Below are 26,331 nucleotides of genomic sequence, written 5' to 3' on the forward strand. Positions count from 1 at the left end.
CAAGCTGCCCTCTCGCATGAAATCCAATGTCGTCGCCGCGCTGATCCTGATCCTGGTGGGCCTGCTGTTTCTGGCCAACAACCTGGGCTGGACCAATCTCAGTCTGGGCAAGCTGATCGCCACCTGGTGGCCGGCCGCGCTGGTGGCCTGCGGCATCGGCATGTTGTTCGGGCGCGGCAAGTAGGTAGGGCTGGGATTGGGGCGTTGGGATTGGGGAGTCGTCACAGCGGTGTCTCGGCGCTGGTAGCTCGCGTAGCAGTTCAGCTGCAATGGCCTCCTTCGCCCCTCGGGAGAAGGTGCCCCGAAGGGGCGGATGAGGCTACGCGCGAAGCTAGTGCATTCGACGAAGCGTTCTGATCCAGCACTATTTTCTGATCCAACACCATTTTCCGATGTTGCAGCGACCATGACCATCGCGTCCGTCGTCGTTACCACGTGCGCCTTGATGACAATTCACGATCAATGCGCACCCGGCAGCAGCGCGACCTGACGACTGTCACCCGCAACTGTTGACTTCCGGCACCTGATTGGCGGGGCCATCGCGCGCAGCATGGCCTCACACCCAACGAGGACGCCGCCATGCATTACCGACTGACTTCCGGCCTGTTTTTGATCGTCATGGGCGGGATGTTCCTGCTCAACAATCTTGGCCTGAGCCGCATCGACCTGGGCGACGTGATTGCGGCGTGGTGGCCGTTGATGATCATCTGGGCCGGCGTCCACCAGCTGATGCGTCGCCGCAAACCGGTGCTGGCAACCGACTGAGCTGCGGGCCAGAAGCGCTGGCGAGAGCGACCTCGCATGCTGTGTGCAATGCAGGCACGCGACGCATCCCGTGCACCGCACACCCTTGATATGGCCTCAGCGCGTCACGGCCCTGCTGCCGCCGGCTGCCGACGCGCTTGCGTCGACACCCATGCAGCGCATCACGTACGCGGCAAGGTCACGCCGGTCTGGCCCTGGTACTTGCCACCGCGGTCCTTGTACGAGGTTTCGCACACTTCGTCGGACTGGAAAAACAGCATCTGCGCCACGCCTTCGTTGGCATAGATGCGCGCCGGCAGCGGCGTGGTGTTGCTGAATTCCAGCGTTACGTGGCCTTCCCACTCCGGCTCCAGCGGGGTGACGTTGACGATGATGCCGCAGCGCGCGTAAGTGCTCTTGCCCAGGCACACCACCAACGTATCGCGCGGGATGCGGAAATATTCCACCGTACGTGCCAGCGCAAAACTGTTCGGCGGGATGATGCAGACATCCGATTCGACATCGACAAAGCTGCCCGGGTCGAAATGCTTGGGGTCGACAATGGTCGAGTTGATGTTGGTGAAAATCTTGAACTCGCGCGAGCAACGCACGTCGTAGCCGTAGCTGGAAGTGCCGAAGCTGACGATGCGCTGGCCTGCGGCGTCGTGCTTGATCTGGCCGGGCTCGAACGGCTCGATCATCGCGTGCTGCTCGGCCATGCGCTTGATCCAGCGGTCGCTTTTGATGCTCATGCGGTGTTCCTTGAAGACGGAAGGCGGCAGGCCGGTCGGCCCGCGCGAAAGACGGCAAAGTCTAGCAGCGGCCGGCACCAGAGGCCGGCCGGCGGATTACAGCAGCGAGGCGGAAATCGGAATGCTGGCACGCGGACGCTTGCCCAACTCTTCCGATAGCCGCCTGGCTGCCGCCAGGTAGGCCTGCGCGGCAGCAGAGTCCGGCGCGGCGATCACGATCGGCTGACCGGCATCGCCCTGCTCGCGGATCGCAATCGCCAACGGCAACGACCCCAGCAACGGCACGCCGTACTGCGCCGCCATGCGCTCGCCGCCGCCTTCGCCGAACAGATGCTCGCGATGGCCACAGTTGCTGCAGGTATGCACCGCCATGTTCTCGATGATGCCCAACACCGGCACCTCGACCTTTTCGAACATCTTCAGCGCCTTGCGCGCATCCAGCGTGGCGATGTCCTGCGGCGTGGTCACGATCACCGCGCCGGCCACCGGAATCTTCTGCGACAGGGTCAGCTGAATATCGCCGGTGCCGGGCGGCAGATCTATCAGCAAATAGTCCAGGTCGTCCCACAGCGTGTCGTTGAACAGCTGGGTGAGGGCCGAGGTGGCCATCGGCCCGCGCCAGATCATCGGCGTGTCCTGATCGACCAGCAGGCCGATCGACATCGCCTCGATCCCGAATGCGCGCAATGGCTCGATCGACTTGTTGTCCGGGCTGTCGGGCTTGCCGCTCAACCCCAGCATCGCCGGCACGCTCGGCCCGTAGATATCCGCGTCCAGCACGCCGACGCGCGCGCCCTGCTGCCGCAGCGCCAACGCCAGATTCACTGCAGTGGTGGACTTGCCCACCCCGCCCTTGCCCGACCCCACCGCAATGACATTGCGGATACGCGGGTGCGGCGCCAGCGCGCCCTGCACCGCGTGCGCGGCGATCCTGCGTTCGCCGCTCATGCTTGGCTGCCTGCTGCTGCGGCAGCAGCGTTCATTGCGCGCGTATTGTTGTCCCACATCGTTGCCATTACCTGTCCCGCCCATCGTGTGCGGCTGTGCGGGCCATGCCCATCGCAGCGCGAAAGACGCTCAGTTTACCGGCTCGTGTCGATTACCTCCGCCATCGCCTTCGCCCGGAAGCACGCAGCGGCGTCGCGCACGCACATGTCAGCCGGGGACATATTTCACAATTGTGGACAAATTGTGAAGGAATTGTTACGTTCAGGGATCAATTCAGCCCGCACTCAGTGAGTACGGCTGGTGGACTCATCCCAGCAAGGAATCCGCACGTTCATGTCGAGTCGTCTCCCGCAACGTAACCACCGTCATCGTTTGAGCGCCGCCCTGTTGGTCGCGCTGGTCGCCCCCGCCGGCCACGTCGCTGCGCAATCCGAAAATGGTGTGGCTCCCGGCACCACCGATCTGGACAAGGTGACCGTCACCGGCTCGCGCATTGCGCGTACCGGCTTTGTCACCCCGTCGCCGGTCACCGCGATCACCGCCGAAGAGATCCGCGCCACCGGCGCGACCACCATCAGCGACCTGATGGCGCGCATGCCAGCCCTGGCACCGACCTACACGCTGGGCAACTCCACCCGCTTTATCGGCACCGCCGGCCTGGGCCTGCTCGACCTGCGCGGGATGGGCACCGACCGCACCCTGGTGCTGGTCAACGGTCGCCGCCATGTGGGTTCCAGCCCCGGCTCGACCGCGGTGGACGTCAACACGATTCCGGTGGAATGGGTCGAGCGCGTGGAGGTCATCACCGGCGGCGCGTCGGCGGTGTACGGCGCCGATGCGGTGGCCGGTGTGGTCAACTTCATCCTCAAGAAGAACTTCACTGGCTTCGAGACCCGGGCGCAAACCGGCCTGGCCGATGAGGGCAACTACAACCGCTCGTTCGCCAGCTTTTCTGCCGGCACCGACTTTGCGCAAGGCCGCGGCAACATTGCGATCTCGGGCGAGTACAGCAAGCAGGACCGCTTCGGTCGCGACAACCGCGCCATCGGCCGCGAGTATCTGGTCAACGTGCAAAACCCCGGCTTCGATCCGACCCGCCCACCGAGCGAAAGCAACCCGCAGACCGTGCTCAGCGGCCCGGGCGGCAACCACAGCACCTCTTACGGCGGCACCTTCAACCTGGGCACGTTCGATTTCCGCAATCCGGCCACCTACGGCAACCGCTATCTGTTCGGTGAAGATGGCAGCTTCCGCCGCAACCGCTATAACGGCACGGTGGTCAGCAACACCTCGTGCGTGGATTGCGATTTTGTCGATCTCAACGCCGTGGCCGACCTGCAGCCGGGCTTCGATCGCAAGAGCGTCAACACGATGGTGAACTTCGAACTGAGCGAAAACCATCGCCTGTTCTTCGAAGGCAAGTACAGCGAGACCGATTCGGAATTCTTCGGCCAGCCCGCATTCGATAGCTCGCTGCGCGTGCGCCGGCAGAACCCGTATGTCAGCCCGCAGCTCGGCGCGCTGATGGATTCGCGCGGCGCCACCCAGATCCTGATGAACCGCTTCAACGTCGATGCCGGCCGTCGCGGCGAAAACATCGAGCGCAAGACCTACCGCGCCGTGCTCGGTGCCGAAGGCAACTTCACCGACAACTGGACCTACGACGTGTCTGCCAACTATGGCAAGACCACGGTGGACCGCCTCAACCTCAACAACCGCATCAACGAGCGCTGGCAGGCCGGCATCGATGCTGCGCGCGATGCCAGCGGCACTATCGTCTGCCGCACCACGCTGGACCCGAACGCGATCAACCCCAACACCAATCGTGTGTATTCGGCACTGGCGCGCGAAGGCTGCGTGCCTTTCAGCGTCTTCGGTAATGGCGCGGTCACGCCGGAAGCTGCCGCCTGGTTCAACACCACCGCGCGCGCGCAGGCCAAGATCCAGCAAACCGTGTTCAGTGCGTCGGTGGCCAACAGCAACCTGCTGTCGCTGCCGGCCGGCGACATCGGCATTGCCGGCGGCGTGGAATACCGCAAGGAACAAAGCGAGGAAATCACCGATCCGTTGGCAGCCTCGGGCGTGACCTTCCTCAACGCCATCCCCAACAGCGGCGGCGAGTACACCGTGAAGGAAATCTTCGTCGAAAGCACCATTCCGTTGCTCGCCGGCCTGCCCGGCGTAGACCGCTTGGCGCTGGATGTGGCCGGGCGCTATTCGGACTACGACAGCATCGGCTCGACCAAGACCTGGAACATCGGTCTGGACTGGACCATCATCCCGTCGCTGCGGTTGCGCGGCACGCTGGCGCAGGCGGTGCGTGCGCCCAGCATCGGCGAGCTGTACGACTCGCAGAGCGAAAACTTCGCCACCATCGCCGACCCTTGCAACTACCTTCCCACCAACACCAACCGCCCCGGCACGGCCGGCGATGTGGCGCTGCGCCAGGCCAACTGCAGCGCACTGGGCGTGCCGGTCGGCTGGATCGACACCTACACCGCCACCCGTCCTGGCGTCAGCGGCGGCAATCCCGAGCTGAAGCCCGAGCGTGCGCGCAGCCTGTCCTACGGGCTGGTGTGGCAGCCGGAGTTCTTCGAAGGCTTCGGCATGTCGGTCGACTACTGGCGCATCGATCTGCGCGATGCCATCGGCACGGTCACGGCCGAGACCAATGCCACGCGTTGCGTGGACAACCCCGGCGGCATCAACAACAGCTTCTGCGGCTTCGTGCAACGGGCTCCGCTGGGCGGCTTTACCGACCCACAGGGCGCCATCTACCCCGAGCACAGCATCATCGGCTGGCAGGCACTCAACGAAAACCTGGCCCGCTCGCGCCGTGTGGGCGTGGATCTGGAAATGGATTACCGCTTCCAGATCGGCGAAGGCAACACGGTGCTGCGGCTGGTCGGCACCCGGCTGATCCAGTCCCGCGAATGGGTCTTTCAGGATTTCCCGCAGGAATACGACGAGTACGTGACCTACGTGACCGACCCGCGCTGGCGCGCGCAGTTCCAGACCAAGTACAACTGGAACGAATGGCGCGCCTCGTGGGACATGAACTATGTGGACGGCAATCTGCGCGTGACCCCGGAGAGCTACAACAGCAACCCGGGTTCGGCCAGCCCGATCAAGAACGGCTCGTACACGTACCACAACTTCCAGTTCGGCTATCAATTCCCCGGCTCGAAGATCGACGTCTACCTCGGCATCGACAATGCCTTCGACAAGGATCCGCCGCGCAACTACTTCGGCTCGGATTTCAACTCGGCGTTGTACGACAACGTCGGCCGGTTCTTCTATCTGGGGACGACGGTGCGGTTTTGACCGAACGTGATGCTTGAGAAGAGCCCCGCTTGTCGGGGCTTTTTTTTCGCCGCGGTGGTACGCCCGGCCCTGGTGCCGCTCTCCAGCTGCAGGCCTGCTCGCCGTTGTCGCGACCGCTTCTCGAGCCTGCATTATCTGTATCCAATGTAACTACCAAACATACCCTGTGGTTGAGGTTGTTTCTTTCTTTGTGTCGCAGCGCTTGAAGTTGTGCTGAATTCCTCACTTCTGATGCGGATTGCCTGTATTTCATTAACAAATCGTTCCGATTGCTTGCGTTGCGGCGCAGACATTCATTACGTTCGAGTTAAGGCCATCTGACTCCCCGATGACCGTCCCTTCTCCGCACTCCCAGTTGAAAGGTCAGGAATGAGCAATCAGTTTCGTCGCCAAGTCCTCAAGCGCACCGCTCTCGCCGTCGTGCTCGGTGCTTGCCTAACCAACGGCGCGGTCTACGCGCAGAGCACCACCGGCAGCATCTACGGCAGCGCCCCGTCCGAAGCCGGCAGCACGATCGTCGTGCAGAGCGACACCGGCCTGAGCCGCACCATCACCATCGACGCGAACGGCCGCTACAACCTCGGCTCGCTGCCGGTTGGCGCCTACACCGTCACCCTCAAGCGCGGCGACCAGGTCGTCGATACCCGCAAGAACGTGCAGCTGCGCGTTGGCTCGGGCACCGAAGTGTCGTTTGCAGGCGCCAGCGCCGCAGGAAACGCCGATGCGACCACGCTGGGCGCGATCACGGTCACTGCCGCCAATGCACCGAAGATCGATGTCAGTTCGACCAGTTCGCGTTCGGTGATCACCTCCGAGCAGCTGGCCACCCTGCCGCTGGGGCGCAGCGCTGAAGCGATTGCGTTGTTGGCGCCGGGTGCCATCTCCGGAAGCGGAGCGTTCAATAATGGCTCGCGTTCCACCATCTCCTTTGGCGGCGCGGGTGTAACGGAAAACGCTTATTACATCAACGGCGTTAACGTCACCAACCCGTTCAACAATCTCGGCGGGCTCAGTCTCCCTTACGGCGCAATCGACCAGCAGGAAACCTATACAGGCGGCTACAGTGCAAAGTACGGCCGCTCGACCGGCGGTGTCATCAGCCAGGTGGGCAAGCGCGGCACCAACGAGTGGCATTTCGGAGCGCAAGCGGTATGGGAACCGAAATCGCTGGCGAGCTCACGCGGCGATGCTTGGTATCCCAATAGCGAACTTCCGGCAAATTACGGTTATGAAGATGATGACCTGCCCGGCACGATCTATCGCCGCGGCAAGGGCGACGTGCAGAACAGGACCGTTTACAGCGCGTACGCAGGTGGCCCGCTGATTGAGGATCGCCTGTTCCTGTTCGTGGCCGGCGAAACGGACAAGGTCGACGGAGCAACCACCAATATTGCGACGGCCGCCAGCGACCAGGGACGCAGCCATTATGAGAACAGTTCGCCGAAGTTCTACGGCAAACTGGACTGGAACATCAACGACAGCAACATCCTCGAATACACACGTATCGAAAACAACGACCGACGTTCTGGCGTATACAACAACTACGACTATGCAACGCTTACGGATCAAGGTCCTTCCGGGCTGTTCACGGATACGTACAAGCTCAAAGACAGTGTCGACATCGTGAAGTTCACCAGCTACATCACGGACGACCTGACCCTCAATGCAACGTGGGGACGCGATACTCAGCACAACCAGCAGTTCAACCCCGGTGCATCGGCATTGCCCAACATTGCCAGCGCTAATCTGCAAGACCCGGCGATCACCGGCGGCCGGCGTATTACCAACCGGCAGGCCACCACGACTGTCAAGGCAGCAGATCCGATCAATAAGAGCCGCAATCTGCGTCTGGAGCTGAACTATCGTCTGGGCGATCATGACTTGACCGCCGGCGTGGACAATATGTACTTCAACGCCTACGACGAGGGCGTATTTACCAGTGGTCCAGGGTATCGCTGGATCTACGGCAGCCAGGACGATCCCAGCGAACCCATCAATGGTGCGCTGGGCGTTGGCCCATCTGGTGGTGACGGTTACTTTGTGAACCGCCGTATCTTCACCACGGCGACCAGCATGTCCGTTGAGCAGAAGGCCTACTACCTGGAAGATCGTTGGCAGGTCAACGATAACTGGCTACTCACGCTGGGTATCCGCAACGACAAGTTCACCAACTACAACAGCGACCACGTGGCTTACGTGGACAGTGGTGACCAGTGGGCTCCGCGCCTAGGGGTTAGCTGGGATGTCTTTGGCGATTCTTCCTTCAAGGTATTTGCCAATATTGGCCGGTACTACTTGGCGTTGCCAAATCAGGTTGCCATCCGCGGAGCGTCTGCCTCGACGTATACCAATGAGTACTTTACTTACTCGGGGATCGACGCCAATGGTGAGCCAACCGGCCTGGCGGCACTCGGACCGGGTCCTGTATCTTCCAACGGAGAATATGGTGAGGCGCCGGATCCGAATTCCTTCGCCCCAAGCGATCTAAAATCGCAGTATCAGGACGAGTTCCTGATCGGCTTCGAAAAGACGCTAGGCGAGAAGTGGAATTCGGGCGCCAAAGTCACCTACCGCAAATTGCAGACCGCGATCGACGATGTCTGCGATCCAGGACGCATGTCCGATGCGCTCCAAGCAGCAGGCGGTGACCCGAGCAGCGTGACCATTCCTGGTTGCGTGATGTTCAATCCTGGCGAAACCAATACCTATAACCTTGCCAACACCGATGGCTCTGGCTATACCCAGCTGCGTATGTCGCAGTCCGATTGGGGCTTCACGGACAAGGCAAAGCGTAACTACGTGGCTGTCGATCTGTTTATCGAGCATCCATTCGATGAAAAATGGTATGGCCGCATCGACTACACCTGGTCGCATCTCTACGGAAATACCGAAGGGCAGGTGAAGTCGGATCTTGGGCAAGCCGACATCTCCAAGACACAGGATTGGGACGCTGCACAATTGATGTACTACGCGGGTGGCAACCTGGCCAACGACCGTCGTCATCAGTTGAAGGCATTTGGCGCCTACCAGTTCACGCCTGAGTGGCTGGCATCGGCAACGGTACGGGTCATGTCCGGCACACCGAAGTCGTGCCTGGGTTACTACGAGGGCCCTGACGCCGCAGCGGTGGATTACGACCCGGTCGGCTATGGGTCTGCATATCACTACTGCTATGGCCAACCTGTATCTGCGGGCGGCGCTGGCGAGACGCCATGGATCAAAAATCTCGATCTAGGCGTCACGTATCGTCCAGGCTTCGCCGATCACAAGCTTGCGTTTTCGCTGAATGTATTCAATGTGCTGAATGACCGCTCGGTCAATCGCATCTCCAGCACCAATGAGGTCACTCGCCGGACCGTGTCCAACACGTATGGGCTTGGCACCGAAGCCTGGAGCTACAACCAGCCGCGCTACATGCGTCTGACTGCGTCATACGATTTCTGATCGTTTGATCGCGTGCAAAGGCGAAGGTGGGTTCACTCACCTTCGCCATGCAGACGTACTGTCTCTGGCCCCGGTTTTTCCGGGGCCTTTTTTTGGCCGCCATCGCCGGCTGCATCAGCCGCCCAAAATCACCCGCGCAGCATTATGCCCAGGCGCTCCAGTCACCCCACCGCCGGGATGCGTGCCCGATCCACACAGATATAAACCCGGCACTGCGCCGCGATACGCGCCCTGCCCCAGCATCGGGCGTGCGCTGAAGAGTTGATTGAGGCTGAGGGCGCCGTGGAAGATGTCGCCGCCAATCAGCCCGAAGATGCGCTCCAGATCGAGGGGGCTGAGGATCTGCCGGCCCACTACAGATACGGCGAATCCTGGCGCGTAACGCTCGACCGTTGCGATCATCAGATCGGCGACTTCCTCGCGATGATCGTCCCAGTGCCGGCCATCGGAAAGTTGCGGTGCAACGTGCTGACAGAACAGGCTGGCCACATGCTGGCCGGGCGGCGCCAGCGAGTCGTCCAGCGTGCTGGGAATAAGCAATTCGACCACCGGTTCGCGCGACCATCCCGATGCGCGTGCGTCCTGCCAGGCACGGTCCATGTAATCCAGACTCGGCGCCAGGATGATGCCGGCCGTGAGATGGTCGCCAGCGCCGGGCAACGCGGTGAAATCGGGAAGACGCGACAGTGCGACGTTCATGCGAAAGGTGCCCGAGCCGCAGCGGTAATGGACGATGCGTTCGCGCGTGGCTTCCGGCACGTCATCGGGTCGCATCAAACGCTGGTAGAGCAACTTCGGATTGACGTTCGCAACCACGGCAGGCGCGCGCAGCGTTTCGCCATCGGCCGTCACCACGCCCACCGCATGCCCTTGCTCCACCAACACCCGATCCACCGCACAGCCGGTGCGAATCTGCGCGCCGTATGCGCGCGCACTGGCGGCCATCGCCTGGGTGATGGCGCCCATGCCGCCGATCGCGTGCCCCCAGGCGCCTTTGACGCCGTTGCTTTGCCCGAACACGTGATGCAACAACACGTACGCCGTGCCCGGTGTGTACGGGCTGGCGTAATTGCCGACGATGCCGTCGAAGCCGAATAACGCCTTGATCGGTGCGCTTTCGAACCAACGATCCAGATACTCGGCGACCGAAATGGTGAATAGATCGAGCAAATCTTGCCGCAACGCGAGCGGTAATTCCTGCAGCTGCAGACCCACCTTGCCCGCACGCCACAGCTGCGGCAACGCACGCAGCCATCCCGCATCGGTAACATCGGGGGGTGGCTGCAAGGCAAGCGCACGCAAGACATCGGCCAGTTGTTCCAGGCGCGCTTCATACGCAGGCAGTGCAGCGGCATCGCGCGCGGAGAACTTGGCCACTTCCACAGCGGTGCGCCCAGCGCCGGCCAACAGATAGTCGCCATTGGGCTGCGGCAAGAAGTTGTTGATGCGACGCGCCACCACGCGTAACCCGTGCCGCTCCAACCCAAGATCGTCGATGACCTTGGGCTGCAGCAACGACACCGTATAGGACGCCACCGAGTTGCGAAACCCGGGATGAAATTCTTCGGTGACAGCGGCGCCGCCAACCACATCGCGCGCTTCCAGTACCAGCACGCGTTTGCCGGCCCGGGCCAGATACGCCGCGCACACCAGGCCGTTGTGGCCGGCGCCGAGGATCAAAGCGTCCAGCGGTTGGGAAGCAGTAGGCATGCAGACGTATATAGCACCGCTTGCGCAGCCGGACCATTCGGGCCTTAGCGGCTATCTCGATCGCTATCGGCATATCGACATCGACGGCCAGGCCAAGGAGTGATCACGCACATGGCCTGGAGCCGCAGCGCCCGGCACAACAAAACACCTCGCTGCCGCTACGCATCGCCATGCGCGCAAGACTGCCGCGCCCCAAGAGCACCGCCCAGCCAGCGCTTCTACACATCCCGCACCCATGACCTTCGACACCATGCCTGTCGGCTGGCGAGGCGTAGAGTGCCGGCCACGGCTCCGGCGACGGAGCTCCCCAATCGACTGTTGCTCCTGGAGCCTTTGTGATTCGAACACCTCATCTATTGACGCTGACCCTGGCCGTGGCGGCCGCGCTGAGCGGTTGCAAGAAGTCCGACGATACCGCGCCTGCGGCACCGGCTGGCGATACCGCAGCGGCCGCACCCGCTGCACCCAAGACCCTGACCCTGGACCAGAGCAAGCTGCCGGCGGTGAACCAGTTCACCGCGGCCGATCTGGATGCCAATGGCAACGCCTGTACCGATCTGAACGCCTACGCCAACGCCAAGTTCCTGGCCGCCAACCCGGTGCCGGGCGACCGCACCAGCTGGGGTGCGTTCGAAATGCTCGACGAGCGCTCCAACGCGATCCAGCAGCAGCTGGCCGTGCAGGCCGCGGCCGACACCGGCGCCACCGGTGTGGAAAAGATCGTCGGCGACCTGTGGTCCACCGGCATGGACGAAGCCAAGATCAATGCCCAGGGCATCGAGCCGCTGAAGCCGGAACTGGCCGCCATCGACGCCATCAGCGACAAGGCCAAGCTCGTGGACTATCTGCGCAGCAGCGCCGCCAAGGGCAACAACGATCTCTTCAGCTTCGGCGCCGAAGCAGACTTCAAGAAGTCCAGCCAGAACATCGCTTATGCGATGCAGGGCGGTCTGGGCCTGCCGGATCCGGAGTACTACACCAGCGCCGGCAACAAGGCCAAGCTGGAGGCATACCAGGCGCATATTGCCAAGGTGCTGGAGCTGTCCGGCGTCGCGGCAGCCGATGCCGCCGCGCAGGCCAAGCAGGTGGTCGCGTTCGAAACCCGCCTGGCCAAGGTCTCCAAGACCAGCACGCAGATGTCGCGCGATGCCTCGCTGGCCTACAACCCGATCTCGCCGGCCGATGCCGACAAGCTGACTCCGAACTGGTCATGGACCGAGTTCTTCAAGTCGCAGGGCGTGGCCACGCCGGAGATGTTCTCGCTGGCGATCCCGGCCTTCCATCAGGAAGTGAGCAAGATGATCGCCGACACCGACCCGGCGATCTGGCGCGCTTACTTGCGCTTCCATGCCGTCGATGGCGCCTCGCCGTTCCTGAGCCAGCCATTCGTCGATGAGAACTTCGCGTTCTACAACAAGACCCTGCGTGGCCAGAAGGAAATCAAGCCGCGCTGGAAGCGCGTGCTGGCCACCATCAACGGCCAGGCCGGCGAAACGCTGGGCCAGATGTACGTCAAGGTTGCCTTCCCGGCCGATTCCAAGGCCAAGATGGAAACGCTGGTGACCAACCTGCGCACCGCCTTGAAGGCGCGCATCGAAAAGCTGGACTGGATGAGCCCGGAGACCAAGGCCAAGGCGATCGCCAAGTGGGAAAGCTTCACCCCCAAGATCGGCTTCCCGGACAAGTGGCGCGAGTGGACTGGCCTTGCCACCAGTCGCGATAGCTACCTGGGCAACGTGCTGGCCGCGCAGGAATTCAACTACAAGTGGAACCTGTCCAAGATCGGCAAGCCGGTGGACAAGACCGAATGGGGCATGAGCCCGCAGACGGTCAACGCCTATTACAACCCGCTGCAGAACGAGATCGTGTTCCCGGCCGCGATCCTGCAGCCGCCGTTCTTCGACCCGAATGCACCGGAGGAAATGAACTACGGCGGCATCGGTGCGGTGATCGGGCATGAGATGACCCACGGTTACGACGACCAGGGCAGCCGCTTCGGTGCCGATGGCAACTTCATCCCCGATCCGGGTTGGTGGACGCAGAAGGATCTGGATGCGTTCAAGGGCCGCACCGGCAAGCTCGTCGCGCAGTTCGACGGCTATCGCACGCCGGCTGGCGACAAGGTCAAGGGCGACCTGACCCTGGGCGAAAACATCGCCGACCTGGGCGGCCTCAACACCGCTTACGACGCCATGAAGACCGCCACCGCCGGCAAGGACGACCCCAAGACCGACGGCATCACTCGCGACCAGCGCTTCTTCCTCAACTGGGCCACGGTGTGGCGTCGCAACTTCACCCCGGAAGAACTGGTGGTGCGCCTGAAGACCGACCCGCACGCGCCGGCCAACTTCCGCGCCATCGGTGCACCGTCGAACATGCCGGCATTTGCCGCCGCGTTCTCGTGCAAGGCCGGCGATGCGATGGTGCGTCAGGGCGATCAGCAGGTTGTGATCTGGTAACGCTGCAACATGGATGACCGGGTGTGCGGCGGGTGGGAGACGCCCGCCGCACACCTTTCAGCGCTGGACGCTCCCCATTCGCGGCGAACGTCACGCATCAGATGCGTCCGCAGTCAGCCGGATCGCTGCATGACGCTTTGATGACGCGATCGCATAGTCGTTCGCTGAAGGCTTCCACCCGGGCAAGCCTCAACAATGCTCAACCGGCACCTTTGCTGCCTGGTGCCAACCTATGATTGCCGCCTCTTATCGCGACAATCCCCCATGTCCCTGCTTAAGACCACGACCCTCGCGGTTGCCTTGTTCATCGCGCTGGCCGGTTGCAAACCCGCACACGACGATCGCCAAGCGAACGACAAAACACCCCTTCCCGGCACAGCGGGTCATGCCGACGTGCAAGCGAAGACGGTCTTCAATGCCGCCGATCTGGATCGCAGCATCAGTGCATGCCAGGACCTTGATGGCTTCGTCAATCGCACATGGAGCCTGGCCAATCCGGTTCCAGCCGATCGCGCCAGCTGGGAGATGGCCAACGAAATCGACGAAAAGAGCACCGCGGTCCAGCGTCAAATCGTTGAAGATGCCGCCAAATCGGTGGCCACGCTGGACCAGCACAGCGTGGCGGCCAAGCTCGGCATCTTGTATGCGTCCGGTATGGACGATGCGGCAATCGAAGCGGCCGGTGACCAACCGCTGAAGCCGCAATTAAATGAAATCGATGCGCTGACATCGAGCAAGGACATTGCCGATTACATCGCGCAGCGCCATGCGCAAGGTGACCCGCAGGTATTCAATTTCTCCATCCATGCCGATTTCAGCGATGCCACGCAGCAGATCGGTTACGCCGAACAAGGCGGCCTTATTTTCAGGACCAAGGACTATTACAGCGCAGCCCAATACGCCCCGTTGCGTGCGGCCTATCTGGAGTACATCGCCAAATCCTTTGAACTGACCGGCACCTCGGCCGAGGCCGCAACGGCGCAGGCCAAACAGGTGCTGGCATTGGAATCGCGCCTGGCTGCGGCATCGCTGTCCAAAGTCGAGGCGCACGACCCCAAGAACCAGTACCGCTTCGTCAGCGTGGCCGATGCAGACAAAGCCACCCCGCATTTTTCCTGGGAGAAGTTCTTCGCCACGCAAGGTGTCACGATCGATAAAGGATTCTCGCTGGCAAACTCTCGGTTCTTTGGCGAATTCGATCGGCAGCTGGCCAGCGCACCGGTTGCGCAATGGAAGGCCTATCTCCGTTTCCATGCCATCGATGGCGCTGCCGGATTGTTGAGCAAGCCATTTGTCGACAATAGCTTCGCCTTCCATGCCACTGCACTGTATGGCCAGCCCGAGCAGCAAGCACGGTGGCGACGCGTATTGACCGACGTCAACACTGCGATGGGCGAAGGTCTGGGGCAGCTGTACGTCGCCAAGACATTCACACCGGACAGCAAGCGGCAGGCAACAGCGATGGTAGATACGCTGCGCACCGCATTCCGTGCACGGATCGAGAAGGCGAGCTGGATGACAGCCACCACCCGAACCCGGGCCTTGAACAAGCTGGACGCACTGTTACCTAACGTCGGCTACCCGGACACGTGGCGCGACTGGTCGGGCCTGGACCTCAAGCAGGGCGCGTATTTTGAAAACATGCGGGCGGCTGCGCGATTCAACCACCGCTACGACATGGACCAGCTGGGCAAGCCCACCGATCGTAAACGCTGGTCCATGACGCCGCAGACCGCCGATGCGTATTACGAGTGGTCGACCAATACCATCAACTTGCCGGCGGCCTTTCTGCAACCCCCGCTGTTCGATCCCGCTGCGGATATGGCACTGAATTACGGCGGCATCGGCACCATCATCGGGCATGAGCTCACCCATGGATTCGACGACGTGGGCAGTCACTTCGATGGCGCAGGCAATAACGTGGACTGGTGGACTCGCGTTGATCGTCAAAAGTTCGAAGCCCGCAGCAAACGCCTGATCGACCAGTTCGATGCCTATCAACCCTTGCCGAACCGACCGGAGCTGCACGTCAATGGTCGCCTCACGCTGGGCGAAAACATCGCCGATCTTGGCGGATTGAACATTGCCTACGACGGGCTGAAGATCGCCTTGCGCGAGCATCCTGACGATGCAGCGCCGATCGCCGGCTACAGCGCTGAACAGCGCTTCTTCATCGCCTCGGCACGCAACTGGCGCCGCACCATCCGTGAGAAACAGCAGCTCGCGCGACTGGAAAGCGACCCGCATGCACCCAGCCGCATGCGCGCCATCGCCTCGCCATCCAATATGCCGCAGTTCGCACAGGCATTTTCGTGCAAGGCCGGCGATGCGATGGTGCGGCCTGACACGGACCGCGTAACGATCTGGTAAGCGCCGCTGTACGCCCTTCCAATGCTTGAACCCACTGCACAGGCCCGCTCACGCGGGCCTGTGCAGTGGGTTCAACCGCCCAATCCCGATGACGGACGACAGCGCGCAGCTATCTGTACAGCAGTCTGCCTTGATAGTCCGTCGCCTTGAGTTGGCCGCTCCTGTTCTTGATGCCGCCATTGGCCAGCTGACCGTCGCTCCTCATCGGTTTGCCGCTTTTTTAGGAGTATTGGCCATTACGCCACCATGTACCGCCAGCGTTTCCAGGCCTGCAATCTCCGCACCAGACACGCTGCCGCCATTGGATGAACCGCGGCTGCCAGCCAAGCCTTAACAATGCTCACACCTGGCGTTGGGATGCGCGCGCCCGCCTATGCTCGATGTCCACAATTTACAGAGACGCAGGCATGCCCTTGCTCAAGATCTCCACCCTTGCCCTGGCGCTGCTGGTGGTGCTGCCCGGCTGCAAGCGTGCGTCCGAGGAAACTAGCGCACCCGCACCGGCCACTCCATCGCTACCTGCGTCGGCAGCTGCGACTGCGATGACAAGGACATTCGACGTCAGTGAACTGGATACCACGACCACGGCCTGCAAGAACCTGGATACGTTCGTCAATGGAAAGTGGAAAACGGCCAATCCAATTCCTCCAGACCAGACCAGCTGGGGCGTGTTCAACCTGCTTGTCGAGAAGAGCTTGGCGACTCAGAAGAAGATCCTCGAAGCGGTTGCAACGCAGCCGGACAAACAGATCGACCCAGTCAAGCGCAAGCTGGGCCTGCTCTATGCAGCTGGGATGGATGAGGCCGCTATCGAGGCGGCTGGAGACCAACCGATCCGTCCGCAGCTGGATGCGATAAGCGCACTGAAATCCGGCAAGGACGTTGCCGACTACATCACCCGCCGCTATGCCGAAGGCGATGGTCAGGTGTTCAAATTCGGCGCAGGTGCGGACTTTCGCAAGGCGGACAGGCAGATTGCATTTGCCGAGGAGGGTGGTCTGGGCCTGCCGAGCAAGGAGTATTACACCGCCCCTCAATACGCAGCCATGCGTGAGGCCTACTTGGCCCATATCGCAAAATCCTTCGAGCTGACCGGCAGCAGTACCGACGCGGCTACTGCACAGGCGAAAGATGCGATGGCACTGGAAACACGCCTGGCGGCTGCTTGGCTATCGCCAACCGACGCGCGCCAACCCAAGAACAGCTACCACTTCGTCAGCGTGGCCGAAGCCGATCGGATCACCCCACATTTTTCGTGGAAAGACTTCTTCGCTGCCCAGGGCGTTGATGCGGGCTCTGGCTTTTCGCTGTCGCATCCGCGCTTTTTCGCAGAGTTCGACCGGCAGCTGGCCAGCGCGCCGATCGCGCAATGGCAGGCATACCTGCGCTTCCACACCATCTCCGCAGCGTCCGACGATCTCAGCAAGGCCTTCGTCGACAATCACTTCGCCTTCTTCGGCAAGACCCTGGCCGGGATGCCGCAACAGGAGCCGCGTTGGAAGCGCACCCTCACCGCAGTGAACGATGCGATGGGCGAAGGCCTGGGCCAACTCTATGTCGCCGAGGTCTTTACGCCAGAGGCCAAGCAGCGCGCCGCCGAATTGGTGGACACCATCCACGCCGCGCTCAAGACACGTTTGGAGAACCTCGACTGGATGAGCGCCGACACTAAAACCAAGGCGCTCGCCAAATGGAGTGCCTTCCTGCCCAAGATCGGCTACCCGGATGTCTGGCGCGACTGGTCGGGCCTGGAGATCGTGCCTGGTGCCTATTACCGCAACCTGCAGGCCGCCGCCAAGTTCAACTATCGCTACGACATCGCCCAGATCGGCAAACCCACCGATCGCAAGCGCTGGCACATGCTCCCGCAAACCGTCAACGCGTATTACAGCGCCAGCACCAATACCATCAATTTCCCGGCTGCCATCCTGCAACCGCCGTTCTTCGATGCCAAAGCCGACGATGCCCTGAATTACGGCGGCATCGGCGCGATCATCGGACACGAAGCGCTGCACGGCTTCGACGATCAGGGCAGCCAGTTCGATGGCGCAGGCAATAACCTCAACTGGTGGACCGTGCAGGATCGCAAGCGGTTCGAGCAGCGGACAGAGCGGCTGGTGAAACAGTTCGACCGCTACGTACCGCTCGCCAGCCACCCCGATGTGCATGTCAACGGAAAGCTCAGCCTAGGTGAAAACATCGCCGACCTGGGTGGCCTCAATGTGGCATACGACGCACTGCAGACCGCATTGCATCGGCATCCCGAACGTGCGACGAGCATCGACGGATACAGCCCAGAGCAACGCTTCTTCCTGGCCTTTGCACGTGACTGGCGTGGGCAGACCCGCGAGGAAAAATTGCTGGTCTATCTCGCCAGCGACCCCCACGCGCCCTTCCACCTGCGCGCGATCGCCGCTCCTTCGAACATGCCTCAGTTCGCTGCAGCGTTTTCCTGCAAAGCGGGCGATTCCATGGTCGCCACCGAAAACGACCGAGTCGTGATCTGGTAACCCAGGGCCGGGGGCCGGCTGCAAGCGATTCCACTACGAAAACCACTGCACAGGCCCGCACCCGCGGGCCTGTCGCATTCATGAAAACGGCCGGTACCGATACCAACGGCGGCGGGCGCCTGCCTGCGCGAGGCGCAGCCTTGCTAAACTCCGCCGACTTTACTCTGGCCACCCTTCTTCTCGATGCCCACCATTCGCCCGCTTGCCCTCGCTCTTGGCTTCAGCCTGATCACGCTGCTGTCCGCCCCCGACGCCGACGCCGCTCGCAAGAAGAAGGCAGCCCCCAAGGCGCCGGCCGTGTCTGCGGCCTGCACCGATTTCTACGACTACGCCAACGCCGGCTGGCTCAAGGCCAACCCGGTGCCGCAGACCGGCGCTGTCACCGCGCTGGGCCAGCTGTCCGAGCGTGCCCTGCAGCAGCAGCGCGAGCTGCTGGATGCCTCGATGAAGGCCCCGCAAGGTAACGTACAGAAGCTGCTCGGCGACTTCTGGGCCAGCGGCCTGGATGAGGCGGCGGTGGAAAAGGACGGCTCCAACCCGATCGCCCCCTTGCTGTCGCGCATCGACGCGATCAAGAAGGCCAAGGATGTGCCCGCTTCGATCGCCGCACTGCATCAGGTCGGCATCCCGGTCGGCTTCAACTTCGGCCCGGACGTGGACCTGAAGGCGCTGGACCGCCATATCGGCTACTTCATGCAAGGCGGCATGGGCCTGCCGGACCCGGCCTTCTACACCCGCACCGATGCCGACACCCAGGCGCTGATGGGCCGCTACCGCGCCTACGTCAAACAGATCCTGGCGCTGACCGGCACCCCGGCCGACAAGCTCGACGCCGATGCCGCCTCCGTGCTGCAGATCGAAACCGCGCTGGCGCGTAGCGCGCAGTCGGTACAGGGCATCAACAACCCGTTCAACAACTACGCACCGATCGCCACCAAGGAACTGACCAAGCAGTACAAGAACCTGCGCCTGGGCGACTTCCTGGAAGCGCAGGGCGTCAAGGACGACCTGGTGTCGATGGCCGACCCGGCGATGTTCAAGCAGCTCGACAGCATGATCGTCAGCATCAAGCCGGAGCAGTGGAAGGCCTACCTGCGCTGGCGCGTGGGCGATGCGATGGCGCCGTACCTGTCCAAGAGCTTCCACGATGCCGAGTACCAGTTCCGCGGCCGTCTGCTGCGTGGCGATGCATTGCCGCCGCAGCGCTGGCAGCAGGTGCTGGACGCCATCAACGTGGCCGCCGGCCCAATGCTGGGTCGCGAATATGTCGCGCGCTACCTGAGCAGCGACACCCGCCGCCAGGCCGAAGCCATTGCCGACCAGGTGCGCGATGCACAGCTGGCCGCGCTGGAGCGTACCGGCTGGGGCAATGGCGAAGCCGTCGCCGAAGCCAAGGCCAAGCTGGCCGCGATGAAGATCGAAGTCGGCGCACCGCGACGCGATCTGGATTACACCGTGCAACCGATGGGCCGCGGCAGCTTCGGCGGCAACATGCTGATCGCCTCGACCTGGCGTCACCGCGAGGAAATGAAGCGCATCGGCAAGGGCAACGCGGACCGTCGCTGGGACGTGCTGCCGCAGCAGCCGGCAGTGGCCTACGACATCGCGCAGAACCGCCTGATCGTCACCGCTGCCGTGTTGCAGGCACCGGTGCTGACCACCAGCGGCACACCGGCGTCCCAATACGGCGCCTACGGTGCGCTGGTCGCGCACGAACTCACCCGCGCGATCGATGCCAAGGGCTCGCTGGTCGACGCCAAGGGCGAGCTGCGCAGCTGGTGGACGCCTGCCGAAAAGAGCGGCTGGACCGAGCTGACCGGCAAGGTGGCCAACCAGTTCGCCGCCTACCCGTACCCGGGCGTGCCCAACGTCAAGGTCAACGGCGCGCAGACCGCCGAAGAGAACCTGGCCGACCTGGCTGGCGTCGAACTGGCCTGGCAGGCCTTCAGCAAGGCGCAACCGGCAGCCACCGAAGCCGACAAGCAGGCGTTCTTCACTGCCTGGGCCGGCCTGTGGGCGCAGCAGTTGTCGCCGAACGAAGCGGTGCAGCGCGCAAGCGCCGACATCCGCGCACCGGGCCAGTGGCGCACCAACGGCCCGCTGTCCAACCTGCCGGAATTCGGTGCAGCCTTCAGCTGCAAGGCCGGCCAGCCGATGCAGCGCATGGACGCAGACCAGATCAAGATCTGGCGCTGAGTCCCCGCACGATCGGCAAGAAAGATCGGCAATAAAAAAGAGCGCGGATTTCCGCGCTCTTTTTTGTTTTGGGCATTCGTTCCGGAAAGTGCTTGCTCTGTTTTTCCGCTTGCTCTGTTTTTCTCGTTTGATCCATTTGGATTGATTTGCGTTTTGCTCAAGCCGTCGTTGCTTGATCTGCCCTTCGCCCGATCCGCTTTGAGCTCGATTCGCTTTTCGCTAGATCCATTTTCTGCCTAGCCAAGCCTCTCCCCGGACCTGCATTCCAGCCAGCTCGTTGCCTGATCTGCCGATCGCTAGATGCACGATTGCCTTATCTGCTTCCGACGCGATAAGCCGTCCGCCACCCTGCTCCCGTAGGAGCGGACCCGGCCGCGACAAAGCATGACCGTCAACTTCAATCGCAGCCAGGCCCGCAGCTACGGATCATGCCGACCCGGCAAACCGTCGCTTGACTTAACGCACCACGCGCAGCGGCGGCTTGCGTCCCTTTCCACCGCCACCCTTGCGGCCACCGCTGCCGCCAAACGGCGACTGGCCGCGCCAGTAGCGGATCATCAACCAGCCGAACAGCATGCCGCCCAGGTGCGCGAAGTGCGCCACGCCTGGCTGCCAGCCGGTGGCGCCCAGAAACAATTCGATCGCACCGAACACGATCACAAACGTACGTGCCTTCATCGGGATGGGTGGGAACAGCAACATCACGCGCTGATTCGGGAACAGCATCCCGTAAGCCAGCAGCAACCCGAACACACCGCCGGAAGCGCCCACCACCGGCGCACCACTCTGGGTAAACCAGGCCATCAGCAGCTGACAGAGACCAGCACCGGCCACGCACACCAGGTAGTAGGTCAGAAAACGCTTCTGCCCCCAGGTCTGTTCCAGCGGCGCGCCGAACATGAAAAGCGCCAGCATGTTGAAGAACAGATGGTTGAAGCCGCCATGCAAAAACGCATAAGTCAGCAACTGCCACGGCATGAAGCTGGCGCCCGGGGAGAACGCATCGAAGCCGTTCGAAATTGGCCACAGCATGAGCCACGACAAGGTTGAGTCGGATGGCAACACCCCGGCTCCGAGATCGCCCAGGGCCCACTGCAGCAGGAACAAACCGATATTGGCGATCAACAGTGCTTTGGTGACGGGCGGCAATTGAGGCATGGCGGCATTCCTTCTGAATGCTGTCGATGATAACGGCAGCGTTATGAAGGACCCCACACGGCCGCATCCAGCCGCTGCGCGGCCGTGGCGCGGCGTACCCGCCCCTGCACCACCGGCACCCCCTCGGCACGCAGCCGCTGGCACTGCGCGTCGTAGCCGGGCGATCCCGGCGGCAAGGCAATCCGGCCATCGCTACGAAGCACGCGATGCCAGGGCAGATCCGGGTCGTCATTACCACTGAGCACACGCGCCACCATGCGCGCACGCCCAGGCAACCCGGCACGCGCAGCGACCTCACCGTAGCCGGCCACCTGACCGGCAGGAATCGCACGGACGACATCAAGAATGCGCAGACGTGCCTGCTCGCTTGAGAGCGCTACTGGCTTTGGAGAAGCAGGCGCTGCGGACTTGGCGGATGCAAATGGACGCAACGCGGGCTGGCGAGGTTTGGACATCCGGCAAGAATGCCAGCTGACGCGACTAAGGACAGCCAACAAAACGACTGTGCTCACCGCCAGGCGGGCGCGGCCGGTGCTCGATGCGGCATGTGCCACTCCGTACACTCCGGTTCTAAGCGAGCCGTCCGCACCCACCTGACGACGGCTCGCGACGTTCTTTGAGCCGTCCTAAATGACAGCAGGGCCACGGGGCTTCTGCGACCGAGCGCGTTGCCCGATGCTTTCACGACGTAAGAACTCAAAAGCCCCTCTCCCGCTGGGAGAGGGGTTGGGGTGAGGGTACGGGCGAAGCCACGCAGAGCCGAGCAAACAAAGCATCAAGCAGTGCACAACATTGAAAGCTGCGGCATCACAATCCATAGCACATGATCGGTATCGCCAAACGCAGCGTCAGCTTTGCCTAAGCACACCTACTGACCAACCGGGCCCCCAATCGCACTTCCCGCCGGAGGGGGACTAGTTGCGCTTCACGCTTCGTCTTCTGCTTACCAGTCGCGTTCTGACTACGCTCCTTTGCGCCGCCTCCATCTCTTCCCTCACGCAACTGCAGACGCTGTCGTTCATTCCGCAACACATGCCAATGCATCAATGCATCAATGCATCAACACGATCTCTTCCGACGACGTGGGATGGATCGCCACCGTCTCGTCGAAGTCGCGCTTGGTGGCGCCCATCTTCACTGCCACGGCAAAGCCCTGCAGCATTTCATCGGCGCTTTCGCCCAGCAGGTGCACGCCGACCACGCGTTCTTCGTCGCCCACGCAGACAAGCTTGAACAGACTGCGTTGTGGCGCGTCGGCCAGGGCATGCAGCATCGGGCGGAAGTTGCTGCGATACACGCGTACCGCGCCGTCGTAACGCTCACGCGCCTGTTCTTCGGTAAGTCCGACATGACCAAGCGGTGGATGCGAGAACACCACGCTCGGCACGCCTTCGTAGTCCATGCGCGCATCCGGTTGATTGCCGAACAGCCGGTCCATCAATTTACGTCCGGCTGCAATCGCCACCGGCGTCAGCCCGACCTTGCCGCCGACATCGCCGATCGCATGGATGTTGGGCACGGTGGTTGTCTGACCATCATCCACCACCACCTCGCCCTTCTCGCCCAACACCACACCCACGGCGTCCAGACCCAGACCTGCCGTGTTGGCGCGCCGGCCGACGGCGAAGAACACCTTGTCGAACACGTCGTTGCCCTGCTCGCGCGGGTGCGCCGGACGGCCAAGCACGCGCAGCCCGCCCTGCGCATCGCGTTCAAGGCCGGTGGTGGTGAAACCGAAGTGCAGGCGCACACCCAAATGGCGCAGGTTGTCGGCCAACTGTAGCGTCAGTTCTGCATCGAAGCGTTCCAGCAAGCGGTCGCCCTGGACATACAGATGCACGCGACTACCCAGCGCCTGCAGCAAACCGGCAATTTCCACCGCGATATAACCGCCGCCGATGATCGCCACGTGCGCAGGCGCATGACAGAGATTGAAGAAATCGTCGGAGACTTCACCGTGTTCGACGCCTTCCACGTTCGGGCGCAACGGGTGCGCACCGGTTGCGATCACGATGTGCTCGGCTGTTACCGCGATCCCATCGCCCCCCATGATCGTATGACGGTCCTGCAACACGCCGCGTTGTGGAATCAGCACCACGCCATCTTCATCGAGTCGACGCCGATAACTGGCGTGGATGTTGGCGATGTAGCCCTGCCGATGGGTGACCAATTCCTGCCATTCCAGGGTCGGCCGCCGCACATTGAAACCGAGCGCACTGGCGAGCTCGATCTTGCCGGCCAGATCGGCCGCCAACCACATCGCCTTTTTCGGCACGCAACCAAGATTGACGCAGGTACCGCCCAACGCATTGGGCTCCATGATCGCCACACGTGCGCCGTACTTTGCCGCGCGAAATCCGGCCGCCAGGCCGCCGGAACCGCCGCCCAGAATTACCACGTCGTAGTCGTAGCGCGCACTCATGCAAGACGCTCCGCGTAGCAAGGGTGCAGCTCGCGCACCGGCAGGCGGCGCGTCATCGGGTCAGTCATTGGTTGTTCGCTTTCAGTGCTTGTACATCGCCAGCTTACCTCGACGCAGCAGATCAGCCGGTGAATATGCTGGCGAACTCCTCTTCGATCTGGTCTGGATCGCCGCCAACCTTCCGGAATGGATCCTTGCTCCGGTAGGTGTTGACGACAGTGTTCTCGATGTTCGGGAAGTTTTTTTTAAGAAATTCGCACGGCAGATGCGTCACCCAGACATTCCGTAGTGTTTCGCTCCTGAGCCCGTCCCAACCTTCCAGCTTGTTTTTACCTTCAAAGCGAACCGAACGTAGCTTTGCCAGTTGTGAAAGTGACGAGACGTCGCCCGCAATACGACAGGAGACGAACTACAAGACTTCGAGTGATTTGCAACGCGCAAACTCATCGATATTCTTGATCGCTGACGAGATCAGGAACAGCGTTCGGATAGGCCGCTCATCGAACACGTCAAGCGAGCCACTAAATCCGTGGATGGAAAGACGCGGCAGCCTGGCCCAACTACCGTTGAGCGAGCAAAGCGTATTGCTGTTCCACACAAGGTTTTCCCATGCTCCCAGCTGAGGAAAGAGCGTTGGCAGGACAGGTCCAAACGACACTCGCTGTGTCGTCAGTGCATTGACATTCTTAAATGTTTTGAACACGTCATAATCAAAGTCGTCGGCAAATTTGCTTTCGCCCTGTATACCGATCTCGACAATCGCATCGCGTTTTTTCACCTTGCCAGAATCCAGGAAAAAATGCGCTTTCAGCTCGCCCTGCACGACGTCCTCAGGTGCGATTGTGAATCCGTCGCACGCATACGTATCGATAAGTTGGCTGTATTTTTCGAAGACACTCTTGTTGAACAACGCAATCATGCGCGACAGTCCATAGAACGCCCCGACACCGACCACCAGCACACCGACGCACGCCACCTTGCGCGCTATTGCGCCCGCGCGTGGCCGCGCCACATCGGCGGCACCCGCAGATAGGTCACGCTACGCCACAGCCATTCAATCGGCCCGAAGCGGAACCAGCGCAGCCAAAGCTGGCTCATCACCACTTGCAAGGCGAACAACCCTAGCGCGAACGGCAGCTGCCACACGCGCGGCAGCTGCTCGAAATATCCCAGCCCGTACCCATAGAAAATCCACGTACACAGCAACGATTGCAGCAGGTAGTTGCTCAATGCCATGTGCCCGGCCGGCGCAAGCCAGGCCAGGCGCGCAGCAAAGCGCACCACCCATGCGGCGTAGCCCAGGCTCATCAGCGGACCGGCCACCAACGCCAGCGCGAACGCGCCGGACAGGCGCATGCTCAACCGCGCCGGGTCCATCCATGGTTCCAGTGCGTAGCTCATCAACATCACGCCCAATCCAAGCGGCAAGGCGCCGTAGCGCAGCACCCGGAACAACCGCGGGAAACGTTCGGGCGCGGCAATCGCGCCACTGCGCACGAACCAGCCGCCCAGCAAGAACATGCCGAGCATGGCCGGGCCGTTGATGCTCAGCCCGCTCATCGCGTCGCGCAGATCGTGCCAGCGCTGCGCAGTGGCCTGCAGGTAAGTGCCGTGCCCAAGCGCAGCGCGCTGCGCCTGCACATTAGCCACAGCCTGCTGCGCAACATCGGCCATGGCCGTTTTCCATTCGCCCGCCGAAGCCGGGTCGGCCTGCATCAGCGCACCGGCAGCGCCGTAGAGCAGCACTAGGGCTGGCGCGCACAGGTACACCAGCGCGGCAAGCCACGGCAGCGTCACTGTCGGCGCGTTACGAGCGCCCAGCAGCAACACCGCGAGCAATGCATAAGTCACCAGAATGTCGCCCGACCACAGCAGCACCGCGTGCGCCAGACCGATGACCAGCAAGCCGGCCGTGCGCCGCACATACATGCCGAAAAACCCGCGCCCCGCGCGTTCGGCGCGCTGCGCCATCACCGCAAACCCCATGCCGAACAACATCGAAAACAGCGTGTAGAACTTGCCCTGCACAAAGATGTAGACCAACGCATCGGCAACGCGATCGGCGCCGTGCCAATGCGGCTCCACGCCGCTGAGCGCCAGATCCAGCGGGCCGACGAAGGCTTCGATGTTCATCAGCAAGATGCCGAGCAACGCAAAGCCGCGCAGGACGTCCAATAGGACGATGCGCTCGCTCGCGGCAATGGGGAACAGCAGATCGCGTTGGGTCATCGCAGCTCAGGCAACCGGATGCGGCGTGGCGCACCGCAAAAAGCAGACGGCCCGCCGAGGGGGCG

General features: G+C 62.2%; 17 protein-coding genes and 1 other RNA gene. 9 read left to right on the forward strand and 9 right to left on the reverse strand.

The window, feature by feature from the left end; translation table 11 throughout:
• Positions 1–16: 16 nt before the first annotated feature.
• Together ACCQ06_RS14885 and ACCQ06_RS14890 are read left to right on the forward strand one after the other, a co-directional pair.
• Positions 17–184: a LiaI-LiaF-like domain-containing protein gene (locus ACCQ06_RS14885; protein WP_005994260.1), complete on the forward strand. Its 168-nt coding sequence runs from the start codon at positions 17–19 to the stop codon at positions 182–184.
• Positions 185–579: 395 nt separating this feature from the next.
• The gene (locus tag ACCQ06_RS14890; RefSeq protein ID WP_055850008.1) at positions 580–765 is read left to right on the forward strand and encodes a LiaF transmembrane domain-containing protein; all 186 of its coding nucleotides are present in this window, start codon (positions 580–582) and stop codon (positions 763–765) included.
• A 161-nt stretch (positions 766–926) separates the two neighbouring features.
• Here ACCQ06_RS14890 and dcd read toward each other — a convergent pair whose 3' ends face one another.
• Positions 927–1,496 (reverse strand): dCTP deaminase, encoded by a 570-nt coding sequence (gene dcd, locus ACCQ06_RS14895; protein ID WP_055850006.1) that lies wholly within the window; start codon positions 1,494–1,496, stop codon positions 927–929.
• A gap of 96 nt (positions 1,497–1,592) precedes the next feature.
• Positions 1,593–2,444 carry an iron-sulfur cluster carrier protein ApbC gene (gene apbC, locus ACCQ06_RS14900; protein ID WP_055850004.1) on the reverse strand — a complete coding sequence of 284 codons (852 nt, stop codon included), beginning with the start codon at positions 2,442–2,444 and terminating at the stop codon, positions 1,593–1,595.
• Positions 2,445–2,777: 333 nt separating this feature from the next.
• Between apbC and ACCQ06_RS14905 the strand changes: the two genes are divergently transcribed.
• Positions 2,778–5,768 (forward strand): TonB-dependent receptor plug domain-containing protein, encoded by a 2,991-nt coding sequence (locus tag ACCQ06_RS14905; protein ID WP_316686872.1) that lies wholly within the window; start codon positions 2,778–2,780, stop codon positions 5,766–5,768.
• Positions 5,769–6,137: 369 nt separating this feature from the next.
• The gene (locus ACCQ06_RS14910; protein WP_104615866.1) at positions 6,138–9,212 is read left to right on the forward strand and encodes a TonB-dependent receptor; all 3,075 of its coding nucleotides are present in this window, start codon (positions 6,138–6,140) and stop codon (positions 9,210–9,212) included.
• A gap of 114 nt (positions 9,213–9,326) precedes the next feature.
• On the opposite strand, the gene ACCQ06_RS14915 is transcribed toward ACCQ06_RS14910, so the two are convergent.
• A complete protein-coding gene (locus ACCQ06_RS14915; protein ID WP_228323060.1) occupies positions 9,327–10,922 on the reverse strand; it encodes a phytoene desaturase family protein in 1,596 nt (531 codons plus the stop codon).
• A gap of 356 nt (positions 10,923–11,278) precedes the next feature.
• Here ACCQ06_RS14915 and ACCQ06_RS14920 point away from each other — a divergent pair, with 356 nt between their 5' ends.
• The 4 genes from ACCQ06_RS14920 (at position 11,279) to ACCQ06_RS14935 (ending at position 20,457) form a co-directional block, all read left to right on the forward strand.
• Positions 11,279–13,381, forward strand: a complete 2,103-nt coding sequence (locus ACCQ06_RS14920) for a M13 family metallopeptidase (protein ID WP_316692608.1) — start codon at positions 11,279–11,281, stop codon at positions 13,379–13,381.
• 264 nt (positions 13,382–13,645) lie between these two features.
• On the forward strand, positions 13,646–15,751 hold the full coding sequence (locus ACCQ06_RS14925) for a M13 family metallopeptidase (RefSeq protein WP_316686880.1): 2,106 nt from the start codon (positions 13,646–13,648) through the stop codon (positions 15,749–15,751).
• A gap of 407 nt (positions 15,752–16,158) precedes the next feature.
• Positions 16,159–18,261, forward strand: coding sequence for a M13 family metallopeptidase (locus tag ACCQ06_RS14930; RefSeq protein ID WP_104616516.1), 2,103 nt, complete (start codon positions 16,159–16,161; stop codon positions 18,259–18,261).
• A gap of 183 nt (positions 18,262–18,444) precedes the next feature.
• Entirely contained in the window at positions 18,445–20,457 is a 2,013-nt protein-coding gene (locus ACCQ06_RS14935) for a M13 family metallopeptidase (protein WP_316686883.1), read from the forward strand.
• A 456-nt stretch (positions 20,458–20,913) separates the two neighbouring features.
• On the opposite strand, the gene ACCQ06_RS14940 is transcribed toward ACCQ06_RS14935, so the two are convergent.
• Both ACCQ06_RS14940 and ACCQ06_RS14945 read right to left on the reverse strand, forming a co-directional pair.
• Entirely contained in the window at positions 20,914–21,615 is a 702-nt protein-coding gene (locus tag ACCQ06_RS14940; protein ID WP_104616514.1) for a rhomboid family intramembrane serine protease, read from the reverse strand.
• Positions 21,616–21,656: 41 nt separating this feature from the next.
• Positions 21,657–22,070 carry an MGMT family protein gene (locus tag ACCQ06_RS14945; protein ID WP_228323065.1) on the reverse strand — a complete coding sequence of 138 codons (414 nt, stop codon included), beginning with the start codon at positions 22,068–22,070 and terminating at the stop codon, positions 21,657–21,659.
• 90 nt (positions 22,071–22,160) lie between these two features.
• On the opposite strand from ACCQ06_RS14945, the gene ACCQ06_RS14950 reads away from it, so the two are divergent.
• Positions 22,161–22,238, forward strand: a non-coding RNA gene (locus tag ACCQ06_RS14950) — sX9 sRNA.
• 428 nt (positions 22,239–22,666) lie between these two features.
• On the opposite strand, the gene gorA is transcribed toward ACCQ06_RS14950, so the two are convergent.
• The 4 genes from gorA to ACCQ06_RS14970 form a co-directional block, all read right to left on the reverse strand.
• Positions 22,667–24,037 (reverse strand): glutathione-disulfide reductase, encoded by a 1,371-nt coding sequence (gene gorA / locus ACCQ06_RS14955; protein WP_316686887.1) that lies wholly within the window; start codon positions 24,035–24,037, stop codon positions 22,667–22,669.
• Between the two features lie 121 nt (positions 24,038–24,158).
• Positions 24,159–24,311, reverse strand: a complete 153-nt coding sequence (locus tag ACCQ06_RS14960; protein WP_316686890.1) for a hypothetical protein — start codon at positions 24,309–24,311, stop codon at positions 24,159–24,161.
• 135 nt (positions 24,312–24,446) lie between these two features.
• Entirely contained in the window at positions 24,447–25,049 is a 603-nt protein-coding gene (locus ACCQ06_RS14965) for a hypothetical protein (RefSeq protein ID WP_316686892.1), read from the reverse strand.
• Positions 25,022–26,266: a DUF418 domain-containing protein gene (locus tag ACCQ06_RS14970; RefSeq protein WP_316686894.1), complete on the reverse strand. Its 1,245-nt coding sequence runs from the start codon at positions 26,264–26,266 to the stop codon at positions 25,022–25,024. The genes ACCQ06_RS14965 and ACCQ06_RS14970 overlap by 28 nt, the downstream gene beginning before the upstream one ends.
• Between the last annotated feature and the right edge of the window lie 65 nt (positions 26,267–26,331).

It is taken from the genome of Xanthomonas sp. NCPPB 4467, assembly GCF_041475665.2.
In the GTDB taxonomy this organism is placed as follows: Bacteria; Pseudomonadota; Gammaproteobacteria; order Xanthomonadales; family Xanthomonadaceae; genus Xanthomonas; species Xanthomonas dyei.